Source organism: Pseudarthrobacter sp. rb (genome assembly GCF_056389225.1).
In genome coordinates, this window is record NZ_JBWJAR010000048.1 from 1 (window position 1) to 1,938 (window position 1,938).

The 1,938-nt window shown below is 58.6% G+C and carries 2 protein-coding genes; both read right to left on the reverse strand.

The features are described from left to right. Window positions 1-570 precede the first annotated feature (570 nt). Complete coding sequence (locus ACWRN3_RS22785; protein WP_476742020.1) at window positions 571-1,407, reverse strand: IS3 family transposase; 837 nt, start codon at window positions 1,405-1,407, stop codon at window positions 571-573. A 14-nt stretch (window positions 1,408-1,421) separates the two neighbouring features. Next, entirely contained in the window at window positions 1,422-1,892 is a 471-nt protein-coding gene (locus tag ACWRN3_RS22790; protein WP_364275310.1) for a helix-turn-helix domain-containing protein, read from the reverse strand. Window positions 1,893-1,938: the final 46 nt, after the last annotated feature.

The following is a 1,938-nucleotide window of genomic DNA, read 5'->3' on the forward strand; positions in this document are numbered from 1 at the left end:
TGAACTGGTCCCCGAAAGTTGGACTCGCAAATGCGATGTATCCACTTTAGCGGCCAGCTATCGGCTGTTCGCAGAAGTCCCCGTCCCAAGTGGGACGGGGACTTCTGCGTGTTTGAACCACCTGCCAAGCCAGGGGGGCGAGAGCTGCACCTGGGTTTAGCCCGTTCATTGACCTTCATGCCGTATTCGTGGATCGTTTGGTCCATGAGCCGGGGGACGCGAATCGCTTTGTCTTTGATGGTTTCCGTGTTGGTGCTGGCGGGCATTTTTGCTGGCGTCCGGCTATGGAACGTCCATCAACAGACATCGGACTGGGTCCTGTCGCCCAAGGAAGTTCCGTCCAGAGTGCAGTTTGCCGACCGCGAATATAACTGTGGTCCCAACCCACAGCCCGCCGAACACGATGTATCCGCCCTAACCTCTCAAGGTAGGACAGCCGGAGGGGGCGAGATATTTGCTCAGGAGCCTTCTGCCGAAGCCAGAGTTTTTATCGTCGTGCAGACAGGCAAGGGCGCGTTTGGCTGCGGTCTAATGGGGGGACCCTAGTCCAGCTGTGCTTCTAATTGGGACCTAAGCCGCAAGCATCTGAGCACGGTACTGTACCGGGCTCAAGCCCTTGAGCTTGGTGGAAATTCTTTCGGTGTTGTACCAGCTGATGTATGCGTGCAGCGCTGATGCGAGTGCGTCGGTGTTGAGGAACCGGACGCGGTGGAAGAGCTCTTCCTTCAGGTGTCCGAAGAAGTTCTCCATGACGGCGTTGTCGTAGCAGTTGGCTTTGCGTGACATCGATTGGACGGCGCCGGCGTTCGCCAAGAGTGTGCGCCAAGAGTTGTGCTGATACTGGAACCCTTGGTCTGAGTGGACGAGGGGTTTCTGCCCGTTCTCCAGCGTGGCCAAGGCGCCGCGCAATGAGGAGTTGGTCAGTTCCAGGTTGGGCGAGGTCCCAATGGCGTAGGAGATGATCTGCCGGTCGAACAGGTCCATGATCGGTGAGAGGTAGAGCTTCCTGTCGCCGACGCTGAACTCGGTCACATCGGTCACCCACTTCTGGTTTGGGGCGTCCGCGTCGAACTGGCGTTTCAGCAGGTTCGGGGCCACGATGCCTTGCTCGCCCTGGTAGGAGTTGTATCGCTTCCTGCTTCGGACCTTGCAGACCAGCCGGAGGGAACGCATCAGCTTCAGAACCGTCTTCTTAGCGACCGTCCATCCTTGCTTCAACAGTTCAATATGGATCCGGCGATGCCCGTACCGGCCGTGGTTCTTCGTAAAAATGTCAGTGACAGCGGCCTTCAGGGACGCCCGTGGATCGGGGGCATTGAGTTTGGCTTGGTGGTAGAAGAACGTGGACCGGGCTAACCCGGCCACGTCCAGCAGAACCTCTAATCGGTGCTCAGCCTTGAGAGCGATGACAGCGCGAACCTTTAGCGCTGTTCCCTGCCCCTCAAGGCGTTTACTTTTCCCAGGAAAGCAACCTCTGCACGCAGGCGTTCGTTCTCACGTCGCAGCCGCTGCAGCTCCGGTTCCTGCTGCGGCGGGGTATCTGGGTTCTTCCTTGGGCGGCCTTTAGGTTTCGGACGGAGGCCTTCCTCGCCCTGAGCCCGGTACTGCATTGCCCACACGGCTATCAGGTGTGGCGAGGATAGTTCGAGCTCTTTGGCCAGTGCGACCCTGGTCTCGCCGGAGATATATCGCTGCACGGCGTTGAGCTTGAGCTCGAATGAATACACGCGGTTGCCTGGTTTGGTCACAAGAGCAGTATCTCCACGAACGCGCCATCTGTCGTGTAACCGGAGGATCGGCTTCCGACGCACCCCGAGCCTGGTTGCTACAGCTCTGGAGCCCCACCCGATCTCAAACAGCGCCACCGCGGCCTCGCGCTGTTCCTCGGACAACGAACTTCTTCCATGCATAAAACTGCTCCCCGAAAGTCAGAACTGA